At 59.2% G+C, this 23,934-nt stretch carries 20 protein-coding genes, 1 tRNA gene, 1 pseudogene and 1 riboswitch; of the genes and pseudogenes, 8 read left to right on the forward strand and 14 right to left on the reverse strand.

The window, feature by feature from the left end:
* Positions 1–36 precede the first annotated feature (36 nt).
* Both RDA78_RS28290 and RDA78_RS28295 read right to left on the reverse strand, forming a co-directional pair.
* Positions 37–1,131, reverse strand: a complete 1,095-nt coding sequence (locus tag RDA78_RS28290; RefSeq protein WP_434053077.1) for a quinone-dependent dihydroorotate dehydrogenase — start codon at positions 1,129–1,131, stop codon at positions 37–39.
* A complete protein-coding gene (locus tag RDA78_RS28295) occupies positions 1,128–1,472 on the reverse strand; it encodes a DUF952 domain-containing protein (RefSeq protein WP_434053078.1) in 345 nt (114 codons plus the stop codon). The genes RDA78_RS28290 and RDA78_RS28295 overlap by 4 nt, the downstream gene beginning before the upstream one ends.
* Positions 1,473–1,678: 206 nt before the next feature.
* Between RDA78_RS28295 and RDA78_RS28300 the strand changes: the two genes are divergently transcribed.
* The gene (locus RDA78_RS28300) at positions 1,679–2,584 is read left to right on the forward strand and encodes a thermonuclease family protein (protein WP_434053079.1); all 906 of its coding nucleotides are present in this window, start codon (positions 1,679–1,681) and stop codon (positions 2,582–2,584) included.
* A gap of 153 nt (positions 2,585–2,737) precedes the next feature.
* On the opposite strand, the gene RDA78_RS28305 is transcribed toward RDA78_RS28300, so the two are convergent.
* On the reverse strand, positions 2,738–4,396 hold the full coding sequence (locus RDA78_RS28305; protein ID WP_434053080.1) for a lysine--tRNA ligase: 1,659 nt from the start codon (positions 4,394–4,396) through the stop codon (positions 2,738–2,740).
* A 239-nt stretch (positions 4,397–4,635) separates the two neighbouring features.
* Between RDA78_RS28305 and RDA78_RS28310 the strand changes: the two genes are divergently transcribed.
* Positions 4,636–5,049 carry a tellurite resistance TerB family protein gene (locus RDA78_RS28310; protein WP_434056227.1) on the forward strand — a complete coding sequence of 138 codons (414 nt, stop codon included), beginning with the start codon at positions 4,636–4,638 and terminating at the stop codon, positions 5,047–5,049.
* Between the two features lie 67 nt (positions 5,050–5,116).
* On the opposite strand, the gene apaG is transcribed toward RDA78_RS28310, so the two are convergent.
* The gene (apaG, locus tag RDA78_RS28315; RefSeq protein WP_434053081.1) at positions 5,117–5,518 is read right to left on the reverse strand and encodes a Co2+/Mg2+ efflux protein ApaG; all 402 of its coding nucleotides are present in this window, start codon (positions 5,516–5,518) and stop codon (positions 5,117–5,119) included.
* 148 nt (positions 5,519–5,666) lie between these two features.
* On the opposite strand from apaG, the gene RDA78_RS28320 reads away from it, so the two are divergent.
* On the forward strand, positions 5,667–6,290 hold the full coding sequence (locus RDA78_RS28320) for a CDP-alcohol phosphatidyltransferase family protein (RefSeq protein ID WP_434053082.1): 624 nt from the start codon (positions 5,667–5,669) through the stop codon (positions 6,288–6,290).
* A 155-nt stretch (positions 6,291–6,445) separates the two neighbouring features.
* On the opposite strand, the pseudogene RDA78_RS28325 reads toward RDA78_RS28320, so the two are convergent.
* Positions 6,446–7,218: pseudogene (locus RDA78_RS28325) on the reverse strand (Stf0 family sulfotransferase).
* Between the two features lie 192 nt (positions 7,219–7,410).
* A complete protein-coding gene (locus tag RDA78_RS28330) occupies positions 7,411–7,632 on the reverse strand; it encodes a hypothetical protein (protein ID WP_434053083.1) in 222 nt (73 codons plus the stop codon).
* Positions 7,633–7,981: 349 nt separating this feature from the next.
* Between RDA78_RS28330 and RDA78_RS28335 the strand changes: the two genes are divergently transcribed.
* A complete protein-coding gene (locus tag RDA78_RS28335) occupies positions 7,982–9,118 on the forward strand; it encodes an iron-containing alcohol dehydrogenase (RefSeq protein ID WP_434053084.1) in 1,137 nt (378 codons plus the stop codon).
* Between the two features lie 33 nt (positions 9,119–9,151).
* On the opposite strand, the gene RDA78_RS28340 is transcribed toward RDA78_RS28335, so the two are convergent.
* The 4 genes from RDA78_RS28340 to RDA78_RS28355 all read right to left on the reverse strand — a co-directional run bounded on the left by RDA78_RS28340 (position 9,152) and on the right by RDA78_RS28355 (position 14,281).
* Positions 9,152–9,478 (reverse strand): hypothetical protein, encoded by a 327-nt coding sequence (locus tag RDA78_RS28340; protein WP_434053085.1) that lies wholly within the window; start codon positions 9,476–9,478, stop codon positions 9,152–9,154.
* A 238-nt stretch (positions 9,479–9,716) separates the two neighbouring features.
* Positions 9,717–10,958, reverse strand: a complete 1,242-nt coding sequence (locus RDA78_RS28345) for an NAD(P)/FAD-dependent oxidoreductase (protein ID WP_434053086.1) — start codon at positions 10,956–10,958, stop codon at positions 9,717–9,719.
* Positions 10,955–13,180, reverse strand: a complete 2,226-nt coding sequence (locus tag RDA78_RS28350; protein WP_434053087.1) for a TRAP transporter permease — start codon at positions 13,178–13,180, stop codon at positions 10,955–10,957. Before RDA78_RS28350 ends, RDA78_RS28345 begins: the two co-directional genes overlap by 4 nt.
* Before the next feature lie 93 nt (positions 13,181–13,273).
* Positions 13,274–14,281: a TAXI family TRAP transporter solute-binding subunit gene (locus RDA78_RS28355; RefSeq protein ID WP_434053088.1), complete on the reverse strand. Its 1,008-nt coding sequence runs from the start codon at positions 14,279–14,281 to the stop codon at positions 13,274–13,276.
* A gap of 131 nt (positions 14,282–14,412) precedes the next feature.
* On the opposite strand from RDA78_RS28355, the gene RDA78_RS28360 reads away from it, so the two are divergent.
* On the forward strand, positions 14,413–15,363 hold the full coding sequence (locus tag RDA78_RS28360; protein WP_434053089.1) for a LysR family transcriptional regulator: 951 nt from the start codon (positions 14,413–14,415) through the stop codon (positions 15,361–15,363).
* Between the two features lie 162 nt (positions 15,364–15,525).
* On the opposite strand, the gene RDA78_RS28365 is transcribed toward RDA78_RS28360, so the two are convergent.
* The gene (locus tag RDA78_RS28365; protein ID WP_434053090.1) at positions 15,526–16,716 is read right to left on the reverse strand and encodes an O-succinylhomoserine sulfhydrylase; all 1,191 of its coding nucleotides are present in this window, start codon (positions 16,714–16,716) and stop codon (positions 15,526–15,528) included.
* 42 nt (positions 16,717–16,758) lie between these two features.
* Positions 16,759–16,839: riboswitch (SAM riboswitch) on the reverse strand.
* A 129-nt stretch (positions 16,840–16,968) separates the two neighbouring features.
* On the opposite strand from RDA78_RS28365, the gene RDA78_RS28370 reads away from it, so the two are divergent.
* Both RDA78_RS28370 and RDA78_RS28375 read left to right on the forward strand, forming a co-directional pair.
* Complete coding sequence (locus tag RDA78_RS28370) at positions 16,969–18,105, forward strand: 2'-deoxycytidine 5'-triphosphate deaminase (RefSeq protein WP_434053091.1); 1,137 nt, start codon at positions 16,969–16,971, stop codon at positions 18,103–18,105.
* Positions 18,106–18,147: 42 nt separating this feature from the next.
* Complete coding sequence (locus tag RDA78_RS28375; protein ID WP_434053092.1) at positions 18,148–18,696, forward strand: IMPACT family protein; 549 nt, start codon at positions 18,148–18,150, stop codon at positions 18,694–18,696.
* 432 nt (positions 18,697–19,128) lie between these two features.
* Here the strand turns inward: RDA78_RS28375 and RDA78_RS28380 are convergent, their stop codons facing one another.
* Positions 19,129–20,595 (reverse strand): gamma-glutamyltransferase, encoded by a 1,467-nt coding sequence (locus RDA78_RS28380; protein WP_434053093.1) that lies wholly within the window; start codon positions 20,593–20,595, stop codon positions 19,129–19,131.
* Positions 20,596–20,658: 63 nt separating this feature from the next.
* Positions 20,659–21,450, reverse strand: coding sequence for an ion transporter (locus RDA78_RS28385; RefSeq protein ID WP_434053094.1), 792 nt, complete (start codon positions 21,448–21,450; stop codon positions 20,659–20,661).
* Positions 21,451–21,607: 157 nt separating this feature from the next.
* Here RDA78_RS28385 and RDA78_RS28390 point away from each other — a divergent pair.
* Positions 21,608–21,681, forward strand: a tRNA-Gly gene (locus RDA78_RS28390).
* Between the two features lie 674 nt (positions 21,682–22,355).
* Here RDA78_RS28390 and RDA78_RS28395 read toward each other — a convergent pair.
* A complete protein-coding gene (locus RDA78_RS28395) occupies positions 22,356–23,879 on the reverse strand; it encodes an amidase (RefSeq protein WP_434053095.1) in 1,524 nt (507 codons plus the stop codon).
* Between the last annotated feature and the right edge of the window lie 55 nt (positions 23,880–23,934).

A 23,934-nucleotide genomic window follows, 5' to 3' on the forward strand; every position in this document is an offset into this window, starting at 1 on the left:
CAGAGGCTTCGAAGGCACACAGGTTCGAGGCGCCACCTAGAGCTCTTCGGACGCCCAAGCATCGACATTGGCATCGCGGGCTTCGCGCAGGGATGCAAAGCCGTGCTTGTCCAGCCTGTCGGCGAGACCCGTCAGGATTTCACCGACAAGACCGGGACCCTTGAAAACCAGCGAGGAATAGACCTGAAGCAGGTCGGCTCCGGCTGCGATCTTGGTCCAGGCGGTCTCGGCACTGTCGATGCCCCCAACCCCGACAATAAGGAGATCGGGTCCGGCCAGCTTGCGCGCCCGTGCAAGCGCAATCGTGGATTTTCGAAAAAGCGGCCTGCCCGACAGCCCGCCCGCTTCCTGATGCGGGCCCTCGCCGCTCAGTCCCGTCCGGTCGACCGTCGTGTTCGAGACGATCAGTCCGTCAACGGCCTTGTCCTGGACTTCCTCGACAATATCTTTCAGGTCTTCTTCGACGACGTCGGGCGCGATCTTGAGCAAGAGAGGCACGCGCCGTCCCGTCTCTTCGGCCCGCGCGTCGCGTGCCGCAACCACGCCTTGCAGAAGATCGGCGAGCGCGGAGCGCGCCTGCAGATCCCTGAGGCCCGGCGTATTGGGTGAAGAAATATTGACGGTGAAGTAGGACGCCAGATCCGCGAACTCGTTTATCCCGGACACATAGTCCGCAATCCGGTCCGTCGCATTCTTGTTGGCTCCGACATTGATACCGACGATCCCGTCTTTCACCTTCCTCGCCAGCAGGCGTTCCCGCATCGCCTTGTGGCCTTCGTTGTTGAAGCCGTAGCGATTGATCACGCCTTCATCGGCGGCCAGACGAAAGACGCGCGGACGCGGGTTGCCCGGCTGCGCCAATGGCGTTACGGAGCCGACTTCGGCAAATCCGAAGCCAAGGTTCAAAACGGCATCGGGCACATCCGCGTTCTTGTCGAAACCCGCCGCCATCCCGAGCGGGTTGGGGAACTCAAGATCCCAGTGCGTGACCTTGAGACGCGGATCACGCGGTGCGGCTTTTGCCGAAAGCAAGCCGGATTTCAGCGCGAGTACCGTCAGCCTGTGGGCTTTTTCCGCATCCAGCAGATGCAGGCCTTTCAACGCGAGGCTTTGAAGCGGCCCGGTTGTCACGCGCTCATCTCCGGAAAAACATGCACGCCATCTGCGGACAGGGGCAGCGCCTTGACCCAGATCGCATCGCCGGGCTTCAGGTCCGCGTAAAGATGCGGAAACAGGGCACCGCCGCGCGAAGGTTCCCATTTGAGCGTTTCGCCGAAAGGCTCGCTTTCAAAGGCGGCCAGGAGCAGGTCATCCTGCCCCTTGAAATGCTTGGCGGCTGTTTCGCGCGCCTGGTCGGCGGTTGAAAAGTGAATGTAGCCATCGGCCAGGTCGACCGGCGCGCCCTTGAAAACTCCTGCGGCCTCCGCTGTCTGCCACATGGCCTTTGGAACGATTTTGAATATCAGAGTCATTTGCCGAGTTCCGTTGAGAAGTTCCCGCAGGTGCGATGTCCGCGCGGACACTACTCACAGGCCGACCCGCAAACAAGCCGGGTGCACGGACTTTCTGCATGCATGACAAATTCACAGGGAAAATGCACAATAGCGCCGCGTAAGGTTCTCGGAAATCGATCGCAACAGTCCTATGATGCGGTGACAGAAGGAACAAGTGACTCGCAATGAAGCTTCGGCCTTTACTGGTGCCTGTGCTGCTGGTGACCGCATTTGCGGGTCTCGTCGGATGGCTGTTTCTGGTGGACCCCCCGGCCCCTCCGGAAGAACAGCTTGCAGGAGCGCTCAGACCCGGGATCAGCGACACGGCTGACGCCATCGTCGAAAAGCCCGTCGACGGGCAGGCCGCTCGGACCGCGCCCACCGCAAGCGATAACGCGGCCCCTCTTCCGGACAACATTCGCGACGTATCTCCGGACGGTGTGTCCGCACCGGATGTGGACGGGGGTCTGACGCGGATCGAACCTTCCGATCGCTATCAGGAGCTCATCAATCCTCCGGTCGAACCGGTCCCGGACGGACCACTGGAACTCCGGCGCGTTCAGGTTCTGGATGGCGGACGGATCAAATCCGGCGAGCTCGTCGTCACCCTGGCCCATATCGAGCCGATCCAGCTTGATGAAACCTGCGTTGCACGGCAAGGCGGTCTGTGGCCTTGCGGTGCGCGCGCGCGCACCTTCCTGCGCGGACTGATCCGCCAGTTCAAGGTCACGTGCGAGAAACTGGCCGACACCGGTCCGCAGCAGATCGTTGCCACCTGCAGGCGCGGCAAGATCGATCTCAGCACGCGTATGGTCCGCTACGGCTGGGCCGACCCGGCGCCCGGCGCACCCGAGGGGTTTGACGACTTCGCCCTCCTCGCGAAACAGCGGAAGCTTGGCAAATGGAAGGACGAGTGGCAGGTCGCAGCGCCGCGATCCAACTGGGAGGCAGACCCGGATGCACCGCTGCCCGGCCTTGAGGACCTTGCCCCGGAAATTGTCGAATGGAGCCAGAGCACCGACAGCGACCCGGCTACCCAGCCGTTCTTCGGAACCGAACCGGAGATACCCGGCACATTACCTCAGCAGTGACGATTGCCTTTCAGGCTTCCTCGCCGTTTGCAGAACATGTGCTCACAAGCACGATTTACCCACGCGTAGGTGTGTGACTGCAGTCGGGTCTCGAGACACCCGAAAAAGACGGAAACACGGTTCCCGCCTTCACGCTGCATCCTTTTCAAGATCTCAGGCAGCCAGTTCGCCTGCGAGCGCCTTGCGGATCATGTCCCGGGTTTCGGAAATTCCGTAGAGCGCCACGAACGACCCGAAGCGCGGGCCTTTTTCCTGGCCAAGCAGCAACTGGTAGAGTGCCGAGAACCAGGCAACGGATACACCCGGCCCGCCGTCGGGACCCTTCTTGTTCGGGTCCTGATAGCGTTCGATCGCACGCGCGACATCAAGAACTGCGTCCTGAATGGCAGCACCGTCCGCGTCGGCCGGCAGCGCTGCCAGCTGGGCGTCGAGTTGCTGCAGGGCAGTGATTTCGACATCGTCCGGCTGCTTGAAGGACTTTGTCGGTTTGACGAAATCATCGAAGTAACGGATCGCATAGCCGACGAGCGCATCCAGCTCCGGATGCGATGCAGCCGTCACGCCCGGCGCATACCGGGAGATAAAAGCCCACAAAACGTCCTTGTTGTCCGCGTTGGACGCGGACACCAGGTTCAGAAGCATCGCGAAGGGCACGGGCATGTCGATTGCCGGAATATTTCCGGAGTGAATATGCCAGGCCGGGTTCTGCAGCTTCTGCTCAACCGGCATCTGCTGGTATTTCTGGACAAAGGTGTAGTACTCGTCCACGGCCTTCGGGATGACGTCGAAATAGAGTTTCTTAGCCGTTTTCGGCTTCTGGTAGTTGTAAAGCGCCAGGCTTTCCGGAGAGGCATAGGTCAGCCAGTCATCGATTGTCAGACCGTTGCCCTTGGACTTTGAGATCTTCTCGCCCTTGTCGTCCAGGAAGAGTTCATAGACGAAATGCTCCGGTGCCTTGCCACCAAGGATGTTGCAGATCTTGTCGTAGATCGGCGCGTTGGTCTGGTGGTCCTTGCCGAACATCTCGAAATCGACATCGAGCGCTGCCCAGCGCATGCCGAAGTCCGGCTTCCACTGCAGCTTCACGTTGCCCCCGGTGACGGACAGCGTGATTTCCTCGCCCGTCTCGTCGTCGAAGGTGATCGTTGCGTCGGTCGGATTGACGTCCTTCATGGGCACGTAAAGAACACGGCCGGATGTGGGCGAGATCGGCAGGAACGGCGAATAGGTCGCCTGGCGTTCCGCCCCCAGGGTCGGCAGCATCACGTCCATGATCTTCTGGTACTTTTCCGTCGCACGAACCAGGACTTCATCGAACTTTCCGGACCTGTAGTACTCGGTTGCGCTCGCGAATTCGTACTCGAAACCGAACGTATCCAGGAACCGGCGCAGCATCGCGTTGTTATGTGCGGCGAAGCTGTCGTAGTCGCCGCCGAACGGGTTGGGCACGGCACTCAGCGGCATCTGAAGATAAGGTTCCAGAGCAGCGCGATCGGGGACGTTTTCCGGAATCTTGCGCATTCCGTCCATGTCGTCCGAGAAACACAACAGGCGCGTCGGAAGCCTGTCTTCTGTGAGCAGGCGGAAGGCGGTGCGCACCATCGTCGTGCGCAGGACTTCCCCGAACGTGCCGATATGCGGCAGCCCGGAAGGGCCATAGCCGGTTTCGAACAGAACCGGTTTTTCCGGATCCCGCTTGCCGATGCGTTTGACCAGTTTGCGCGCTTCTTCGAACGGCCAGGCTTTCGACTTGGCGGCCGCCTCGACAAAGTCTTGCGAAAGGTCAAGCGTGGGCAGGGATTGATCGGTCATGTTCGGGTTTCATTCTGTTCAATTTGATGGATAAGATGCAATTTCCGGCAGCGAAGCTTGCAGCCAGCCGCATGTTGCGGCGCGACACTAGAAAAGCGTGGGCCAAAGGTCAATCAAATGTCGCATCTCGCTGACTTGAAGCTTTCCCGCCAACCCTTTATACCACCGGTCGCAAATCAGAACCTTTCTGACCGCGTTTTTTGCCCCACCACCGGCGCACTGGAGAATGAATAGTGTCTATCAATGAACCGATCAGCGTTCAGGAAGCCCTCATCTACGTGATGGTGATTGTGTCCGCATCAGACAATGCGATGACCGACAAGGAACTGGCCACGATCGGTGACATGATCAAGATGTTGCCGGTGTTCGCCGAGTATGACGGCAACCGGATCATTCCGGCGGCTCAGCGGTGCGGCGATATTCTCCAGGAAGAAAACGGCCTGTCGCTGGTTCTGGAACTGGTCGGCGATGTCCTGCCGCACAAGCTCTACGACACGGCGTACGCACTGGCTGTCGAGGTTGCCGCTGCCGATCTGCACGTGGAACAAGAAGAACTCCGCATCCTTCAAATGCTGCGCGACCGGTTCAGCCTGGACAAATTGACGGTCGCCGCCATCGAGCGCGGCGCAATCGCCCGTCACCGGACCGTATGAACCTGCAATACCGGCTTTGGACTGGAAATCTGCGGCGCTGACAAAAAGCGCCGCGTTTCGCGTGCCCTCAGTTCAGGCTCCGGATCGCATCCGGCAAGTCGAGTGAAAACGGAGGGATGGCGACATGAAACCTCGTTCCGTCCGGCCGCTCCATCGCGTAGGATCCGGCCATGATACCGCTGTCGGTCGATAAAGGGCAGTGAGAGGAATACTCATAGGTTTCTCCCGGCTCGATGACCGGTTGTTCGCCGACAACACCGTCGCCACTCACTTCCTCCTGGCGGCCCAGTGCATCCGTGATCTGCCAGTAGCGCGTCTTCAGCTGCACCGGCTCGGGACCGCCATTGTGGATCTCCACCATGTAGGCCCAGATGAACTCGCTCTCTTCCGGTTTCGATTCATCGTCCAGATAAAACGGTTCCACAGAGACCTCGATCCCCTGCGTAATGGCGCTGTAACTACCTGACACGGTTGTTCCTTCACTTCCGGGCAATCGCCCACGACTTCAGGAAGGGCTTATAGGGCGAATGACATAAGCGTGAAAGAGTCTTACTTGTGATTTCCTGAAGGATTTTGCATTTACAGCGCTGTTTCCTCCAAGTCAGGTGGCTTTTCAAGTGTTTGACGCCCGCATCCGCACTGTGATCGACCCGGTTCTGAACCGCCTGGGAGCACGTCTGGCCGCGACCGGCATCGGTGCAAACGGCGTTACACTGATCGGATTCGCCCTTGGCATCGGCGCAGCCATCGCGATTGCAACGGGCCATTATTTCGCAGGTTTCGTGCTGATTGCGCTCAACCGGATCGCTGACGGCCTGGACGGAGCGATCGCGAGAGTGACCAAGAAAACCGATCTGGGCGGATATCTCGACATCTCGCTAGACTTCTTCTTCTATGGCGCGATCCCGCTTGCCTTCGCCATCCAGGACCCGGCCAACAATGCGCTTCCGGCGGCGGCTCTGCTCTGCAGTTTCTACGCCAACGGCTCGGCTTTTCTCGCCTTTGCGATCATGGCGGAGCGGCGCGGGCTTACGACCGACCACCAGGGCTCGAAGTCTCTCTACTATATCGGCGGACTTGCAGAGGGCACGGAAACCATCGTCCTGTTCCTGCTGATGGCGCTTCTGCCGGACTGGTTTGCCGTGCTGGCCTGGGGTTTTGCCGCCGTCTGTTTCGTCTCGGCGGGCGCACGCGTTTTGATCGGCGTGAAGTCTCTCGACCACAACGGCAACGGCGACTAACGCGATTTAGCCAATCGGGTAGCGGCAGCAGAAACGCCAGAACTGCTCCGCGGCGCAATACCTTGCCGTCCCGGGTTTTCGGGCAAACCAAAGCTGCGCAGTTGCATGTCTTGGTCTCGCGAGGTGGGGCAAATGAACCGAAATGGCAGGCGTCGTCAGTCCCGGCGCCTATCGCGAAAGCGTTCAATCCATGCCGCGTTCAAACCGTCTGACAGTCTGGCAACGGGAACTTCCAGGCTTCTTGCCTGCACAGCGTCCCGGCCGAGTTTCTCCAGAATGTCCCCAGTCGTCTTTTGGGACATCTGGTCAGCTCCGAATAGGTGATGCGCAGCGGGTCGATACGCTCTGCCGCGAACCAGCCGGCCCATGCATCATCAAACTGGGTCATCCGATCAACCTGCGCGCGGATCTGTTCCGCGTCGTAGACAGGTTCGCCAGTGGGTGCCAGCCTTTCCAGTTCGGTGCCGTCCGGCGCCTTGTGCCAAAGACCGGTCTGGCTTGCTTTCACAAAAGACACTGCCTGGGTGACTTTGTCGGCGCGCGTGAGGTGAATGAAAAGCGTCTTGCCGAAGACCGCTTCGAATTTCGCGGCCAAAGGCATCTCGCCCGGGTGCAGTGTTTCGAGTTGCTGGAAAAGGAAGTCGAAGCTGTGCCTTTGCAGCCGCAAGCCGAAGATCCCGGTGCCTGAAGACCCTTTTTCGCGCGCGGCGGCGAACAGAGCCGTCAACCGGTCCTTGTCTGTCGCGAAACGCGTTTTCTCCAGATCCAGATAGGTTTGCCACGCATCCAGGTCAGGCTCGTGGAAGTAGGACTTCGGCTTCCCTGCCTGCCCTGTCGCTGCGAGGAGTTTGCAAAGCAAGGTGCTGCCGCTGTGCGGTGATGTGCAAATGACATAGGCCCGGTAGTCAGGGTCGTTCTGCGGTGTCATGTATCGTTTTCATTGAGAGGATGCTGTCTGCATTTCTCCTTCTCCCAGCCATTGATCAAAGGGGAAAGGTTCACGGCCGTATTCAAGGAAAACGGACTGTCATCATCGAGAGACGACAGTCCGCCTTTGAAGCAACATCATATCCCGGGAGCAAGAAGGAAATGTGTCACTTTCCATGAAACCGCGCGTCGCTCAGGCGGCAACACGATGTCGTTTGGTGCAGTTCTTCCGCGATTTGGAACCGTACTTCATGCAGAGCGTCGCTGCGGAAAGGGCCGCAATGCCGACGTCGCCGTATTCCTTGTGTAACCGGGGCCGGCTTTCTGCGTCCGCACTCCGGCGCACATTGCGCGCAATGATGTCTTCGAGCGTCGGAATGGTCGCTGTCTGGTTGTCCGAGAAACGATTGGTCATGTCTTTACCCCTTTTCTGTTTGCACTGGGGTAGACGTCACAAGGAACGTGCCAACTTCTCTTGTTCCTTTTTCTTTATATTTTTCAATTATTTAAAGTTTTCATGAACATCAAGCGACTTAGACTGGCTTTCGAATTTGAGAATCTGTTTCAATTTTGGGCAACAATAGGATGCGACCACAACCGATCATGTCAGCGTCTCTGCAATCCAGGGCCCGGTGTTCGCGCATCTGCGACGGGTCTACACCGATGTCATTCGGCACCATTCTTCCGGCCAACGAAAAACCTTTGCTCGGGCGGTCCAAACCGGGCTAATCGATTTCTACTTGAGAAACTCAAAAGGGAATGCCATGGCTCTGATCAACTATGTGACCCGCGTCCGGTTCGGGTTTGGCGAACTCGCCAGCTTGAAGGCGGAACTGGAACTGGCCGGGATTTCCCGTCCGATGGTTGTGACCGACAAGGGCGTTCGCCAGCTTGGTTTTCTCGACAGGATCGAGGCGGCTCTCGGCGAAGCCCCGGCGGGGATATTTGACGACACCCCCGGCAATCCAAACGAAGCCGCAGTCCGAACCGCAACCGCGCTTTTCAAGGACGTTGACGCTGACGGGATCATTGCGATCGGCGGCGGATCAGCCCTCGACCTTGCCAAGGCCGTCGCCATTCTGGCGGCCCATGGCGGCGCGCTCAAAACCTATGCCGTCATTGAAGGCGGACTTGAGAAGATAACGGCCAAAACCTGGCCCACGATCGCGATCCCGACCACGTCCGGCACCGGCAGTGAGGTGGGTCGCGGGGCGATCGTCATTCTGGAAGACGGCCGCAAGGTTGGCCTTTTGTCCCCTCACCTTATCCCTCGGGCAGCCATCGTTGATCCGGAATTGACCCTGACGTTGCCGCCGATGCTGACAGCTGCAACCGGCGTGGACGCGATCTCGCATTGTATCGAGACTTACCTTGCGCCCTCGTTCAATCCGCCGGCAGACGGGATTGCCCTCGAGGGATTGCGGCGCGCATGGACCAACATCGCCCGGGCGACGGAATACCCGCAGGACCGGGATGCGCGCGCCAATATGGCGATTGCCGCGACCATGGGCGCCATGGCGTTCCAGAAAGGGCTCGGATGCGTTCACAGCCTGAGCCACGCGCTCGGCGGGCTGAACCCGAAGCTGCATCACGGCACGCTCAACGCGGTGTTCATGCCGGCGGTTCTGGATTTCAACCGGGACGCCCCCGTCTGGAATGGGGAAGACAAGTACGCGCGCATGGCAGACGCCATGAGTCTGCCTGAAGGCGTCGAGGTCAGAACCGCGATAAGGGACATGACCGCGGCGATCGGTTTGCCAGTCAGCCTGTCGGAGTTGGGTGTTTCGAAGGATCTCTTCGACAGGATCATCACCGGAGCACTTGCCGATCACAGCCACAAGACCAACCCGATCGAGGCAACGGCAGAGGACTACCGCCAGATGCTGGACGCCTCTTTTTGAGGCCCTACCAGGGTCCTTGCGGCTTGAGCACCCTTAACTATCGGAAAGCTTGCCCGTAGCGACGAGGGTTTCGAAATACTCCACCTTAACGTCGAAGGACTTCAGGAGCTTGTGCGTGCTCGGCTTGACGACCGCGTCGTCAAACGCGCCCTTTTCGAAATGCCCTGCCGAGGCCAGGTCCGACCAGAGGCTCATCACCACCAGTTCCTGATGCTCGCCCTTGACCTTGACGGCCAGTGATGCCCCCAGATGCCCGGGAAGCTCCGCCATTTCCACGAATGTCGTTCTTTCCAGATGCTCCGCATATTGCTGCAGGACCTCTTCCGATCCTGCAAACGCCCGCCACCAACGAATGATCATTTATCCCTCGCGTTGATCGATGCCGTTTCCCGCAAACGGCTGTTCGAAGATCAGCGACGTACCAGACCGTGATGTGGTTGATCAAATGATCCGTGCCTTTGGCCCGAATCAGATGCACAATCCGGTGTCCGCTGCATGGGGGCCGATCCAGACCGGTAGGCCGGAAACCTCCCCGATGCCGCGCAGCGCCGGCCACCTGGCCCAAACCTGCGTTCGGGCCTCAGCACCGGGGAACATCTCAGGAGACGAACCTATCCGGTGAAAGAGCCGTCGTGTTTCTGTTCTGCGGCACGCCAAATATCATGTCGGCTGCAATCTCACCGGACATGGGCGCCATCATCAATCCGTAGTGGGAATGACCGAAGTTCAGAAACAGCCCTTCCAAAGACGGCCAGTTTCCGATGGCCGGCAGGCTGTCAGGAAAGGAAGGACGTCTTCCCATCCAGTGTTGGGGCGCAGACGAATCCAGATCGGGAAACATGGCCTGTGCATGCCGCTCCATCTGCGCATATTTTCGTATGTCCGGCTTGGCATCCACCGGAGCAAACTCCGCCAGTCCCGCCACCCGCAGCCCATCTTCCATGCTGCTTGCGACGACCTTGCGTTCCACATCCATGACAGAGTGGTTCACTTCAATGCCCGGCTGGGGAAACTCGACATGATATCCGCGTTCAGCCATCAGCGGCACGCGGATACCAAGAGGTTCCAGGAGTTGCGGGCTCCAGGCTCCCAGGGACACCACAATTGTTTCCGACGTCATGCGCCTGGCCCCGTATTCGATCGTCCAGCCCGTGTCCGTCTTTCTCAATGCCTTGATGTCCCCGCGCATGAACTCGCCGCCCAGTTTTTTGACTTTTCCTGCGAGAACTTCTCCGATCCGTCCGGGAGAAACAGCCCGTGCCTGACCGCGGATCAGCACGGCGGCTTCAAACTCATCGCTCAAGGCGGGCTCAAGGTGTTTGAGATCGCCCCGGGAAGCCAGGGCAAGATCCGCCCCCCGCTCGCGCCGGATACGGTAGTCGATTGCGTCCAGATGGGCTTTTTGGGCGTCGCGGAAGGCATGCACGTAGTAGCTGTCCCTGACAAGATCTTCCGCTCCGCTGCCCCGCAGATGTCTGCGGTAAAGCTCGATCGACGGCGTACACAGGATTTCCATCGCGTCGGCTGTTTCTTCGACGGTGTCAGGTCTGCCGCGTTTCAGAAAGTCCCAGCCCCACTTGAGCATTTTCGTCCACGCGCCCGCACGTACTGACAGCGCTGCGTCCCGAGACAGCATGAGTCTGGGCACCTGACGCCAGACACCCGGCAGCGATTGGGGGATAATTGACCAGGGTGAGATGATGCCGGCGTTGCCGTAGGACGTTTCTTGAGCCGGCTCTCCCCGGTCCACAACTGTTACCCTTGCTCCCCGTTCCAGCAATGACAGGGCGGTACAAATCCCGACGATACCAGCGCCGAGAACGATCACGTCCTTTGTCATTGAACCAGGCCATTGCTTTCGGTCAGGCTGCGCCGGGCCAGCAACTGGCTAACCACGGCAGGCGCTGCTATGAGCAGCGCGACCAGGTCCGCCTGCGGCGAAGGTGCGATGAAAACAATGCCTGCGATCGCCATCAGCCATCGATGGATCACACCCATCGGAGTAAGCCAGTAGCCAACAACGGAAGCGGACAAGGCGACCACCCCGACGATACAGCTCAGCGCCGTATAACTGAATTCCACGAAATTGAAGCCCGTGGACGACACAAACAGCAGGACCGGCGCATAGACAAATGCCATGGGAGCGACAACTTTTCCCAAGCCGAGCGTAAACGCCGCAATACCGGTGCGAAACGGGTTGGAATTGGCAATGGCGGCGGCAGCGTATGCAGATGTGCACACCGGTGGCGTGATCTCGGCAACAACGCCATAGTATAGAACGAACATATGACTTGCGATCGGCGGAATTCCGAGTTGTGCGAGAGCCGGCTGCGCAACAGACACGAGCATGATGTAGAGGGCCGTCGTCGGAACACCGGCGCCCATCAGAATACAGGCCAGCGCGATGAACACGAGACTGATGAACAGCGTCAGGTCTTCGGTCGAAAAGAGTTCGTAAGAGCCGATCGTGAACAGCCAACTCAAATCGTTGCCGAGGTTGGAAGCTGCCTGGGTGACCATGAAACCAATGCGAAAACCGACACCAGTTGTGTTGATCACTCCTATCACGATGCCAACGGCAGCTGCGGCTGCGCCGACCGCCAAGGCATACTTTACACCGGTCTCGAACGTATCCGCCATTTCCTGGATGGAGACCCTGCGCTGCGGGTTGAATGTGGCAAGAATTGCACCTCCGGCAAGTGTGATGGTCATTGTCAGGTCGAAACCGCCGCCGACGAATTTCCACACGACAAAGGCGATAAATGCGGCAGCGTAGATGAGTGTGGCGGGCTCCTTCATGCGGGACATGCCCGCAATGATGGTCAGCGAGATACCGCAAAACGCAGACATGTACGGCGTGTAGCCGGAAAACAGGACGGTCAACAATCCAACAAGCGGTACGATGTTGGCCCAGCCTTCGCGCCAGACGGCTCCGAATTTCGGCAATGCTTCCCTGGCAAGCCCCTTGAGGCCCAGCTTGCGCGCCATCAGGTGAACCACGGCGAAAACCCCGACATAATGGAGAAGTGCGGGGAAAATCGCTGCAATCACGATTGTTGTGTAGGGCACTTCGAGGAATTCAGCCATGATGAACGCCGCGGCGCCCATGATGGGTGGCGTGATCTGACCGCCTGCCGATGCCGCCGCTTCCACACCGCCGGCGAAATGCCCCGGATAGCCAAGCCGCTTCATGTTGGGGATCGTGAGTGCCCCGGTCGATACGGTGTTTGCGACAGAAGATCCGGAGATCGTTCCGAAAAACGCCGAGGAAACCACGGACACCTTTGCAGGTCCGCCCGTGTAACGGCCCGCGAGAATGGTGGCGTTGTCGATGAAGAGCTGTCCCAGCCCCGTGCGCTGAGCGATGACGCCGAAAAGCACGAAGTGGAAAACAATGGTCGAGACCACCCAGAGAGTGACGCCGAAAATGCCTTCCTGCGGAAAATACATGGAGGACACAAAGGTATTAAACTTCACGCCCGGGTGCTGCAGAATGCCCGGAAAGTAAGGACCGAACAGCGCATATGATATGAAAATACAGATGATGAGCGGCAGGATCCAGCCCAGCGTCCTGCGCGCTATGTCCAGAACCAGAACAATCAGGATACCACCGAAAAGCAAATCATAGCCGTTCGGATTGCCCATCCGGAACGTCTGCTCTTCGATCCCGAGGAATGGGATACCGTGCCAGGCGAAACCGAGATAGAGCGCCGATGCCACACCCAGTATCATCAGCAATACGTCAAGGTAGGGCACGCCGCCAAGCCTGAGCGCACCAGTGTTCAGATCAAACGCGGTATCGGATTTGTGATGCGGATAAAGTGAGTAGATCAAGATGAACAGCCCGGACAGATGGATCCCCATGTGCCAGTAATCCGGCGGAAGTCCGAAGCCCGCGGTCAGGTAATGGTAAATGGCAAATGCCAAGGCCACGACCCTCAGGAACGCCGAGAATGCCGGGGTCAATTCACGCACCGCCGCCCCTTCATCGTATTTCTTTTCGATGTCGGCCAGTTCTTCGTTGCTGAGTTCGCGCACTTGTTGCGTTTGCGGATCACTCATGACGGCCTCCGGTATTGGTACGTGAGGGATGAGGGCGGCGGCGGGAACAACCGCCGCCCCCTTGAAGGGCTGGAGAAAGGGCGGATCAAGGACCTAGAGGAGCCCTTCTTCCTTATAGAATTTCTCCGCACCCGGATGTAGCGGAACACCAAGTGCCTGGATGCCGTCCAGCGCCGTGTCAGCGGTGATCTGTTTGCCCTTCGCGTGGCCGTTGTCGAGCAATTTGCGCGTGTTGTCATTCCACATCGCCTTGGTGATGCCGTACACGAGATCCTCCGACAGGTCGGACGAGACGACGAGCAGCGCGGAGACAGCCGGTGTCTTCACCTCGTAGTCGATCCCTTCATACACGCCGGCAGGAATGCTGGACGGGATATAGGCCGGGATGATTTCGTTGATCTTTGCAAGATCATCTTCACTGAAACTGTGCAGTTCCATTCCTTTGGTCGTGGCCAATTGGACCATTGCGGAAACCGGCCAGCCCGCTGCGTAGAAATAGGCGTCCAACTGGCCGTCAGCCAGGCGTTCCGCGGACTGGCTGTTGTTCAGTTCGGCTTCGCTCATGTTGTCCCGGTTCACACCCCAGGCATCGAGCATCTGCAATACCGCAACCTGTGTACCGGATCCGGCCTGTGCGATACCAACCCGCTTGTCTTTCAGATCCGAAAGACTTTCGATCGAAGCACCATCAGGCAGCACGAGATGCAGATCTTCCGGGTAGAGGTTGGCCACGATCCGAAGTTTTTCATGCGGTTTGCCATCGAACTTTCCCTCTCCCAGAAACATCGAGCGGGTTACGTCGGCGGCGGCAAGGCCGGCTTCGAGTTCCCCGTTCTGAACGGCTGTGTTGTTGAACACCGACGCCGTGGTGGATTGTGCGATCGCGATCAGGCCGGGGACACCGCATTGACCACCTTCCTCGCATGGCCGTGAGCCCGGCGGTGAAGAAATACCATTTGCGATTGTGCCGCCAATCGGGAAATAGGTTCCTCCGGCGCTGCCAGTTCCTATCCGGAAGAATGTCGGGTCCTGCGCCATGGCCTGCCCCGCAAACAGTGCTGCAAGCGCAAGTGCGCCCCCAAACTTCGTCAGTCTTTTCATGTCGATTCCCCTCGATTTGCCGGAGCTTTCTTGGCCCAAGCCGGTTTTGGTCCTCGAAGGATACGAACTCGACTGATAAAAACAAATTTGAAATTCTTTAGTTTTTCAAAGTCTGCCTTATTATAGCCGGTATGAATATCAGCCAGATTTCCGCGTTTCGTGCCGTCATGACGTCTTCTTCGATTTCCGAAGCGGCCCGCAAACTGGGCCGGACGCAACCTGCCGTCAGCCTTGCGATCAGATCCTTGGAGGACTCGCTCGGTTTTGCCCTGTTTGAACGAAGAGGACGCCAGCTGGTGCCCGTGCCCGAGGCGCACTATCTCCACGCGGAATCCCAGGAAATTCTGGATCGTCTCTCAAGCGTTACCCGGACCATGCGCAGCCTCGCCGGCGGCAATGCCGGCGACTTGAACGTCACCGCAATGCCCGGTCCCGCAGCGTTGCTTTTTCCCAGATTTGTCGCCTCAGTCATCGACGACCTCGAAAAGGTCAATCTGTCGATTACCTCGCGCAGTTCTCAGCAAATCGAGGAGCTCGCCCGCTCACAGAGCATTGACTTCGGTTTTTGCGATGCACCGGTCAAGAAGCGGGAAAACGCACAATTTGACTCCGAGATCATAAGCGCCGACTGCTTTGTCGCCGTCCCGTTTTCACATGACACGGCCGAGCTGGATCCGACAAGAATCGAAAATCTTGACGGCGTGCCCATGGGTGGTCTGCAGCCCGGGCACATGCATCAAAAGCGAACGCTCGCCCTGTTCGCAGAAAAGGATGCAGCCTACAGGAAAGTGATTGAAAGCCAGACATTTATGCCGTTGCTGCAATTTGTCCGGAAAGGCGGTTGCTTTGCTCTCGTGGACCCTTTGAGTGTTGTCAACGAGATGGAACTCAGGAGCAGCCGGGGTGAGGTTGCGTTTCATCGACTGGACTGTGGTCTGAGATACGATTATGCGATCCTCTCTCCCATCCACAGGCCCCTGTCCCAAATCGCGCGAAAGGTCAAAAGCCAGTGGTGCGAGTCGCTCTTTCAGCTGCTCGACGAGATCGGCGCTTCACCGCGCTGGGAATCGAAAACACCTTAGGTCTTGCCAGGCAACCGGAAAACCGCCGAACGCGGTCCATGCTTGCAACACTGTTTCATATTGCCGTTTTCCGGCAAAACGGCCACAAGAAGCGCGCGGTCGGCTTGTCCTGTTTTGAAGACGTTTTCAAAACATCAGACAGGCTGACCGCGCGCCAGCAGTTCAAACAGCGGCAAGCGCCTTTTCCACGTCTTCCAGAAGGTCCAACGGATCTTCCAGACCGACGGAAAGGCGCAGAATGCCGTCGCTGATGCCCAGTTCGGCGCGCGCTTCCTCGCCGATGGACTGGTGCGTCGTCGTTGCCGGGTGCGTGATCAGGCTTTTGGCGTCGCCGAGGTTGTTGGAGATCCGGATGATATCCAGCGCATTGGTGAAGCGGAAGGCCGCTTCCTTGCCGCCCTCGATCTCCAGTGCGACCATTGTTGAACCGCCGCTCATCTGCTTGCGGGCAAGCCCGGCCTGCGGATGGTCGTCCCGGCCCGGATAAATCAGGCGGCTGACCTTGGCTTGCCCGGCAAGAAAGTCAGCGATCTGGCTGGCGCTCTCCGTCTGGCGGGCAACACGGATCGGCAGCGTTTCCAGCCCCTTCATCAGAACCCAGGCGTTGAACGGGCTCATGTGCGGGCCGGTATGCTTGACGAACGGCATCACCTCTTCAGTGATCCATTCTTCATCCGACAGGACAACACCGCCGAGGCATCGCCCCTGCCCGTCAATGTGTTTCGTCGCGGAATAGACGACCACGTCGGCACCGAGTTGAAGCGGCGACTGGTAAAGCGGGGTTGCGAACACGTTGTCGACGATCAGGCGCGCGCCAACGGATTTGGCGATCCCCGCAACCGCCGGAATGTCGATGATCTCCAGCGTCGGGTTGGTCGGGCTTTCCAGAAAAAGCGCGCGCGTGTTCGGGCGTGCGGCCGCCTTCCACTGGTCTATGTCCGTGCCGTCGACCAGCGTGCTTTCCACGCCGTAGCGCGGCAGCAGGGTTTCGCAGATATAGCGGCAGGAGCCGAACAGGGCCTTGGCCGCAATCACGTGATCCCCGGCCTTGACCGATGCCATCAGCGCGAGATTGACGGCGGCCATGCCGCTCGCCGTGCCTCGCGCAGCTTCAGCGCCTTCCAGCGTCTTGATGCGGTCCTCGAACATGGAAACGGTCGGATTGGCATAGCGCGAATAAACGAAGCCCGGGTCTTCGCCATTGAAGCGGGCTTCCGCCGCCTCGGCGTTGTCGTAGACAAAGCCTTGCGTCAGGTACATGGCTTCCGAGGTTTCACCAAAGGGGGACCGCATGGTACCGCCGTGAACCAGGGAGGTTGCAGGACGCCAGCTCTTGTTGGTGGACTCAGTCATTTCTATTCGCTCCAAACGCAAAAAACCCCAGCCTCAAGACCGGGGTTCGCACCTCCGGCCTTTTTTAGCGACTTGTTTAACGTGGCTGCAAGCCGGCCGGCCCAAATCACCACGAAGTGGACCTGTCCTATGCGATTATGCTGCGGGGGTCAATCATCTTTGGCGAAAGTTCCCGTGAACGAACAAACCCGGTTGGCGCAGGCCAGCCAATCCTTTAAGGATTCCAAGAAGGAAAAACGACGGGAATTCTTCATGAACGGGACAACGGGGCAGGCCTTGGCCGGAAGCGCGACAGTTGCAGCGAACGGAATTTTGCCGGAGCGGGTCATCCGCGCAATGTTTGCCGCAGGTGAAATCGCAGCTGACGCGCGCCCCGTCAGCGGGCAAATCCAGCCGGCCAGCCTCGATCTTCGTCTCGGCCCCCTCGCCTACCGCGTGCGGGCAAGCTTTCTGCCCGGTCCGGACATCCGTGTCGCCGATCGGCTGGAAGAACTCAAGCTTCATACCGTGCACATCAAGGACGGTGCGGTTCTCGAGACAGGCTGCGTCTATATCGTGCCGCTGCAGGAAAGCCTCGCACTCGCCCCTGACATTTCGGCGACAGCCAATCCGAAGAGTTCCACCGGTCGCCTGGATGTGTTTACCCGGGTCATTACCGACAACGGGCTTGCTTTCGATACCGTGCCGGCAGGCTACAGCGGGCCGCTTTACGCCGAGATTTCACCGCTCACCTTTCCGATCCTCGTGCGCAGCGGCTCGCGGCTAAGCCAGATCCGCTTCCGGCGCGGGCAGGCCCTCATTGCCGATGACGTGCTTCAGGGCGTTCATCGCGACCACACGCTGATGAGCGGCGGAAACGAGCGCATCGGCGGTGGCGTCCAGTTGTCGATCGACCTCGAAGGCGACGGCCCAGGCAGCCTGATCGGCTACCGCGCTAAGCACCATTCAGGTCTGATCGACGTCGATGTGGTCGGTGCTCAGGACCCGCTGGATTTCTGGGAACCGATCTACCGGCGCAACAAGGGTGAACTGATCCTCGATCCGGACGCGTTCTATATCCTCGTCAGCCAGGAGGCGGTGCACGTGCCGCCCGACTATGCCGCAGAGATGGTACCGTTCGATCCGCTGGTCGGGGAATTCCGGGTGCATTACGCCGGCTTTTTCGATCCGGGCTTCGGCCATGCAGGCGCTGGAGGCGTCGGCTCCAGAGCCGTTCTGGAAGTCCGCTCACATGACGTGCCTTTCATCGTGGAACACGGCCAGACCATTGGCCGCCTTGTCTACGAACACATGGCCGAGCGGCCCGAAACGCTCTACGGCGAGGGCATCGGCTCGAATTACCAGGGGCAGGCACTCAAACTGTCGAAACACTTCAAGGCCTCCGGCTAGAGCCCGTCACGGCGGGATCGAGACACCACCTGTTCAGCCACGATGAACTTCAAGACCGTCACCCGCGAATACGAAGGCTTTCTGGAAGATCGCAAGTCGCGTTTCCTCGCCCATCTCGTTCCGTTCGACCGGTTCGACCGGCGTCTTGAAGAGCTGCGCAAGGAACACAGAAAAGCCAATCACATCGTGACCGCGCACCGCCGCCTGCTCGATGACGGCCGGATCGAGGAAAGCGGCAAGGACGACGGAGAACCGGCCGGCACGTCCGGCATGCCGACCTTGCGGGTCCTTCAGGGCGCTGACCTGATCAACTGCGCTGTGCTTGTCGTGCGTTACTTCGGCGGCACCAAGCTCGGCGGCGGTGGGCTCGCCCGGGCCTATTCCGGTGCAGCACAGGACGCGATCGGCCATGCCAACCTGGTGCCTTTTCAGAAGATGGTGACAAAGACCGTCAGCGCCGATTTCGCCTCAAGCTCGGAGCTTGAACGCCAGATCGAGACACTGGGCGTGACCGTCGTGGCACGGGATTACACAGAGGCGGGCGTTGAACTCATCGTCGAGGGACCGGAAGAGGTTCTTGCGGCTCTTTGAACGTGGTTGGCATGCGCGTCCGGTGTTTCGCGTCCGCCCGGGGCCGCCCCCCCCCCCCCCTCATCCTGTGGAGCGCGCTTGCGTGCGCCTCGAAGTGAGGGGCCTTGAGCTTTGAACATGCCGCCCGTCCCTCGAGACAGCGCTCCGCGCTTCCTCAGGATGAGGTCTCTTGTGAAGAAGGGCTCTTGTTCGACAGTGATCCGCCAGTGCACGCCACCCCGCCTTCGTCGTCCCGGACGAACGCAGTGAGATCCGGGACCGGTGAGCCGAAGTCTTTCGATATGGCACTGCGATAACGCCGGAACCGAGCCTCCCCGATCCCGGCTCGCGCTGACGCTTGGCCGGTATGACGATGGAAAGGCTGACGTCGATTTCAAAGCGAAAGCATCATGATCCTTTGTATCGAACAATCACAGCGTACCCGGCCCGGCTTCATTCCACGATCATCGCGGCGCCTTCCCTGCGGCTGTCGCCGATGCCGGAGAAAACGCCTTTACCATCTGCGCTCACCGCGTGGACGCCGCCGAAGAACATGTTCTCTTCCGGCCAGATACGATGGTCCGGGAAGAGGCCTTTCAATGCGGATATGTCGGCTTCGGCGCCAGGCAATTCCAGATCAAGGTGCCCATCTTCAACGTGAAGCCGCGACGTGCGCACGGCGTCCTCAAGCGTCGCCTCTTCCAGGCACAGGCGCGCAACCACCTGGAAGACCGCCGAGCGAATGCGGCTGGATCCGCCTGAGCCCAACGCAATGAGGCGCCCATCCGGCATGTCGATCAGAGCAGGACACATCATGGATGCAAGTCGCCGGTTCATCGACCAATCGGCCGATCCATGCGGGTTGACGTCCGCTTCGCCGAGGATGTTGTTCAGCATGAAGCCGTAACCGCCGACAATTTCGCCGTTGCCGGTGCCGTTGGACACGGTAACCGAACAGGCATTGCCGTTAGCGTCAACTGTCGAGATGTGAGTTGTTCCTTGCTGGCGCATTGGACGGTCAAGAAGGAGCTTGAGATCCCCCTTCGCCGCCAGTCTTGCCCGGTCCGCCGCGTCCAGCGCGCCGGCAAAGGCGGTCCGGTCCCTGCCTTCAAGATGCATCAGCGCATATCGGATCAGCGCACCTCCGGCGGCAGGGGGCGGGTTGAGATGAACGGTGGCTTCGCCGAGATTGATTGACAATGGCGCACGTGGTTCCACCCGGTAGCCGGTGAGGTCAGCGCGTGTCAGATGGCCACCAAGCTCCTGCTCTTTCAGGATCTGGCCCGCGATCGCTGTCTGGAGCCAGTCGCCGTCTGCCAACTCCTCATACATGTCGCCAAGGCCCGGATTGCAGAACAGCGAGCCGGCCGCGGGCAGCTCGCCTGCCGGCGCATAAAGGGCCCGGGCGGCCTCAGTCGCTGTCAGGATCGGGCGCACTACGGTCGACAGGTAATGCTGATACGCGGTGATGATGTGACCGGTTCTGGCGGCCTCGATAGCAGGTGCGAACAGATCGGCGACGAAAAATGTGCCGCCTTGGGCATGGAGGGCCGCCAGCCCGGCCAGGAACCCCGGTGCTGCGACAGTGGCCGGGCCGATGTGAAACACCTGTGTCGCCGAGCCGAAGTCGGCGGTGATGCTCTGAAAACCTTCGGAAGAGCGGTCGCGTTTTTGCCTTGGCGTTTGCGGAAAGAAATCGAGCAAAATCGTCTCGCCGCTTGCTCCGCTGCGGATCATGGCAAATCCACCGCCGCCAGGAGAGGCGAGAACCGGTTCGCACACGCAGGACATGGCGAGCGCGGCAATGGCGGCATCGATGGCATTGCCGCCGTTGCGAAGCATTTGTGCTCCGGCTTCCGCGGTCAGCTGATGACCGGCTGCGATGCTGCCTTTCGGAGTGTCGTTCGAGCTGACTGACATATCACGGTCAAATCATGCGACCGCTGGAAACGCAAGCCTGACGGGGGCCGTGCGTCCAGCCGCTCAACCCGCCACCTTCGTGCGCAGTTCCTTCAGTTCCGCGCGCAGTGCCTTCACTTCTTCCAGGATCAGGCCGGTGTCGTCGTGAATCGCCTGCCGGTTGGCGTCGGCTTCCGCTTCGTGCTCCTCCTGCATGGCGGACACGATGATACCGATGAAGAGGTTCAGCACGGTGAATGCGGTGCACAGGATGAAGGGCACGAAGAACAGCCAGGAGAGCGGATAGACCTCCATGACCGGGCGCACGATGCCCATGGACCAGCTCTCGAGCGTCATGATCTGGAACAGCGTATAGAGCGAGGCCCCGAGGTCGCCGAACCAGTCCGGGAAGGTCTCGCCGAACAGTTTCGTCGCCATGACGGCGAACACGTAGAAGACCAGTGCCATCAGAACGACGATCGAGCCCATGCCCGGAAGCGCGGCGATCAGGCCGCCGATCACGCGCCGGAGCGAGGGAACCACCGATATCAGGCGCAGGACACGCAAAATACGCAGGGACCGAAGCACTGACATCGGACCGGTCGAGGGGACGAGGGCAATCCCGACAATGGCGAAATCGAACAGGCTCCACGGGTCCTTGAAGAATTTCAGGCCATGCGCATAAAGACGCAGCATCAACTCGACCACGAAAATGCCGAGGATGATGCGATCGATCGTCATGAGCATCGTGCCGAACCTGTCCATCATCCACGGGCTTGTTTCCAAGCCGAGCGTCACCGCGTTCAGCATGATGATCCCGATGATGCAGAATTCCCAATTGCGCGAGCTGACCAGCGCCTTGACCTGATTTCGCATGTATCCGACCTGGAGTTTGTCCGTGAACCGAAGCGCTTGCGCGCCGGCGCGAACATGGCGATTTTTGCACCGCAGCGCAAGATGCCGGACCGCCGGAGTCGCAAAGTTCCGAGCTTGACACTTTTGTTTTGTCGGATCAGTAATCGGGTATGGCTGCGCGGGTGTAGCTCAATGGTAGAGCAGGAGCTTCCCAAGCTTAAGACGAGGGTTCGATTCCCTTCACCCGCTCCATACTTTTCAATCACTTATCCAGATAAACCTGAATTTCCTTAGTGTTGGGGAAGCAATAGGGAAGCACGAGAGAGCTTCTCAACTACCCATTAAACAAGAGACATCCCCTGTCAGACTTATCAAAAAATCTCCCGTCCATGCTGTCCGAGCCGTTCAGATAGATAGAATTGCAAAGATGTTCGGTTGGCGTACTTGCTGTCCAATATTGTCCATACTGTCCAACATCTGCGTCCAAGCATAACGACTTTCAGACGGCTTGCTCTTTGGATTGGAATGGGGGAGGGAAATGGAAAGGCAAAGGGACTTTGCCAATCAACCGACCAAAAACTGAAACTCGAACCGTCAGATATCCGTGTAGTATTGTGGTCACCGCTGAGTGTTTTTGAACTGATGTCCGCCTTGTGGCTGGCGAGTTCCCTAGCACCTCGCGTTCGTCGGAACCCGACTGTGCCACGTCACCGGCGATGCCAAACAGCACCAACACACCAATTTGGGGAGGATCGGTCATGCACTCTCGGGTGTTTGATTGCCGTCCGTAGCAAAATGGTCTCAGGCGAACGCATGCTCAGCCGTTTAGGGCAGGAGGCAGCCATTACTTGTGTTGCGGATGAAAATAAGCTTCGGGTGCTCGGCAGAGGTTGCGCAGACTTGGATACGTAGGACCCCAAACTTCACTACACGGCAGGTTTCCTATGGAGCGTCCACTGTTCATAGGCGAAGGCCATTGCGATCAGTTCGGCCTCGGTCCATTGACGCCCAAGAAAGATCAGCTCGAACGGAGCGCCGGACGAATAATAACCAGCGGGCACTGTAACACCCGGTGTCCCGGCGATGTTGAGTTCTCCAACGGTCGTTTCCAGGATCACCTCGCCAGAGTGCAATCCCGGCAGCTCATATTGCATTTGCGGATACACAAGTGCATCCAGTGAATGGTGTTTGAACACCTTGTCCAAAAGGGTGAGATAGCTCGCTTTCAGCGCCATGAATTCGGGCATCTCCGGCGGAGAAAGTGGCGCTTCCATCGCCTTGCGAAAGTCTGCAAGCGACGGCAGGAAACTGAGGACACCGCCCTCGGAGAACGGGTCTTCCTCGCTGACTGCCTCGACAAATTCCGGCCAGCTTTTCAGCGCCGCGTCGGGGCCGAGGCGTTTCAGGTAGCAGTCGACATCGTAGGCTATGGATTCCAGACCCCTGCCGTCGAAGTGTGATGTTGGCGGTGTCGGCTTTCGCAATTCGGCAAACTCCGTTCCCGCGAATGGATCCGCAACCAGAATCGCACCGGCGGCTTCCAGTTCGGTTTTGGCGCGCTCATAGAGCGCTAGCGTTTCATCCGAAAGGACGTCGGGCCGCCATCCCGGCCCGTAGAGGCCGAGCCGCTTGCCGTTGAGCGCGTCCCTGGCCAAGCTTGACGTGTAGCCACCTTTAGGAACCTTGCCGACGCCAGCCAGCGTCTTCGGGTCTTCGGCGGTCCAGCCTGCCAAAACATCCAGACACAGCGCAGCATCCGTAACCGTTCGGGCAATCGGACCGACAACGTCCCTGTTGTCGGAAAGCGGCACAACCCCGGCATTCGGTACAAGACCAATTGTCGGCTTGATGCCAACCAGGCCGTGCGCGGAGGCGGGGTTCTGGATCGAGCCGCCGGTTTCTTCGGCGAGACCGACCACACACATGTTGCAGGCGACCGCCGAGGCCGTCCCTGCACTGCTGCCACCAGGCACCCGGTCTTCAAGCACGACATTGATCGTCGGCCCGGCCCAGCTGTCATTTGCGTGCGTCCCCGTGTGGCTGAGCACCGGCACGTTTGTTTTGCCAAGAATGACGGCATCAGCTGCCCGCAGTCTGGCAACGACGGGTGAGTCGGTTCCAGGCATGAGATCGGTGCCCCCGGTTTTGCTGTAAAGGAGATGCCAGCCAGCGGTCGTGGGAAACCCCTTCATGTCCATCGGATCCTTCACCACGACTGGAACCCCGGCGAGTGGCCCGAGCCTTTCGCCAGCGGCGCGCCGTCTGTCGATTTGCCGCGCCGTTTCGAGTGCTTCCGGATTTTCGAATATGATTGCCTTGTAGGTGCCGTTGAGCTTCGCGACCTGCGCCAGACTTGCTTCGGTCAAGGCCTCCGCGGTGAATGTTCCGTCCGACAGCCCGTCGGCGATTTTTGTCACAGAAAGCGTTTCAAGATCAATCGTACCGGTCATCATGTCTTTTCCTTTTCTGGGAAGTCGCAGCAGGTTTCTGACGATGCATCCGTCT

Source organism: Roseibium sp., from assembly GCF_051016195.1.
Lineage (GTDB): Bacteria > Pseudomonadota > Alphaproteobacteria > Rhizobiales > Stappiaceae > Roseibium.

Excerpts from the sequence above, each read along its gene's own strand:
- RDA78_RS28295 (WP_434053078.1), bottom strand. The coding sequence starts at position 1,472 with ATGACTCTGATATTCAAAATCGTTCCAAAGGCCATGTGGCAGACAGCG.
- RDA78_RS28300 (WP_434053079.1), top strand. The coding sequence starts at position 1,679 with ATGAAGCTTCGGCCTTTACTGGTGCCTGTGCTGCTGGTGACCGCATTT.
- RDA78_RS28305 (WP_434053080.1), bottom strand. The coding sequence starts at position 4,396 with ATGACCGATCAATCCCTGCCCACGCTTGACCTTTCGCAAGACTTTGTC.
- RDA78_RS28330 (WP_434053083.1), bottom strand. The coding sequence starts at position 7,632 with ATGACCAATCGTTTCTCGGACAACCAGACAGCGACCATTCCGACGCTC.
- RDA78_RS28335 (WP_434053084.1), top strand. The coding sequence starts at position 7,982 with ATGGCTCTGATCAACTATGTGACCCGCGTCCGGTTCGGGTTTGGCGAA.
- RDA78_RS28340 (WP_434053085.1), bottom strand. The coding sequence starts at position 9,478 with ATGATCATTCGTTGGTGGCGGGCGTTTGCAGGATCGGAAGAGGTCCTG.
- RDA78_RS28345 (WP_434053086.1), bottom strand. The coding sequence starts at position 10,958 with ATGACAAAGGACGTGATCGTTCTCGGCGCTGGTATCGTCGGGATTTGT.
- RDA78_RS28350 (WP_434053087.1), bottom strand. The coding sequence starts at position 13,180 with ATGAGTGATCCGCAAACGCAACAAGTGCGCGAACTCAGCAACGAAGAA.
- RDA78_RS28355 (WP_434053088.1), bottom strand. The coding sequence starts at position 14,281 with ATGAAAAGACTGACGAAGTTTGGGGGCGCACTTGCGCTTGCAGCACTG.
- RDA78_RS28360 (WP_434053089.1), top strand. The coding sequence starts at position 14,413 with ATGAATATCAGCCAGATTTCCGCGTTTCGTGCCGTCATGACGTCTTCT.
- RDA78_RS28365 (WP_434053090.1), bottom strand. The coding sequence starts at position 16,716 with ATGACTGAGTCCACCAACAAGAGCTGGCGTCCTGCAACCTCCCTGGTT.
- RDA78_RS28370 (WP_434053091.1), top strand. The coding sequence starts at position 16,969 with ATGAACGGGACAACGGGGCAGGCCTTGGCCGGAAGCGCGACAGTTGCA.
- RDA78_RS28375 (WP_434053092.1), top strand. The coding sequence starts at position 18,148 with ATGAACTTCAAGACCGTCACCCGCGAATACGAAGGCTTTCTGGAAGAT.
- RDA78_RS28380 (WP_434053093.1), bottom strand. The coding sequence starts at position 20,595 with ATGTCAGTCAGCTCGAACGACACTCCGAAAGGCAGCATCGCAGCCGGT.
- RDA78_RS28385 (WP_434053094.1), bottom strand. The coding sequence starts at position 21,450 with ATGCGAAATCAGGTCAAGGCGCTGGTCAGCTCGCGCAATTGGGAATTC.
- RDA78_RS28395 (WP_434053095.1), bottom strand. The coding sequence starts at position 23,879 with ATGACCGGTACGATTGATCTTGAAACGCTTTCTGTGACAAAAATCGCC.